The organism is Mameliella sp. CS4 (genome assembly GCF_019392335.1).
Classification (GTDB): domain Bacteria; phylum Pseudomonadota; class Alphaproteobacteria; order Rhodobacterales; family Rhodobacteraceae; genus Antarctobacter.
Genome location: NZ_JAHXRQ010000242.1, coordinates 1 through 248, shown reverse-complemented (window position 1 = coordinate 248; position 248 = coordinate 1). Strand labels below are relative to the sequence as shown.

At 56.0% G+C, this 248-nt stretch carries 1 protein-coding gene; it reads right to left on the bottom strand.

Going from position 1 to position 248, the window contains the following annotated elements:
• Positions 1-54: 54 nt before the first annotated feature.
• Positions 55-248: hypothetical protein (locus tag KZZ07_RS27245; protein ID WP_219520150.1), on the bottom strand; the 194-nt coding region annotated here is incomplete at its 5' end.

Sequence of the window (248 nt, the reverse complement as noted above, 5' to 3'; positions counted from 1 at the left end):
ATCGGGACATGCTCAGCTCCTCACATAACGCGCGAACCTTCTCGCAGGCAGTGATTAAACGCGTGAGCCCGGCCCAATCCGTCGCAGTGCTGCGCCGTTGATCCATGAAGATTTATTTACCGAAGGATTTTCGCCCTGCCGGCGTTTAACCGATAAGCCGCCTTCATTTTCGCGGGCGGTAGCACGGAGAACGACGACCATGGCAGTCATGTCCCGCACGGTACGCGCTCTTTTACTGATTCCGTTGA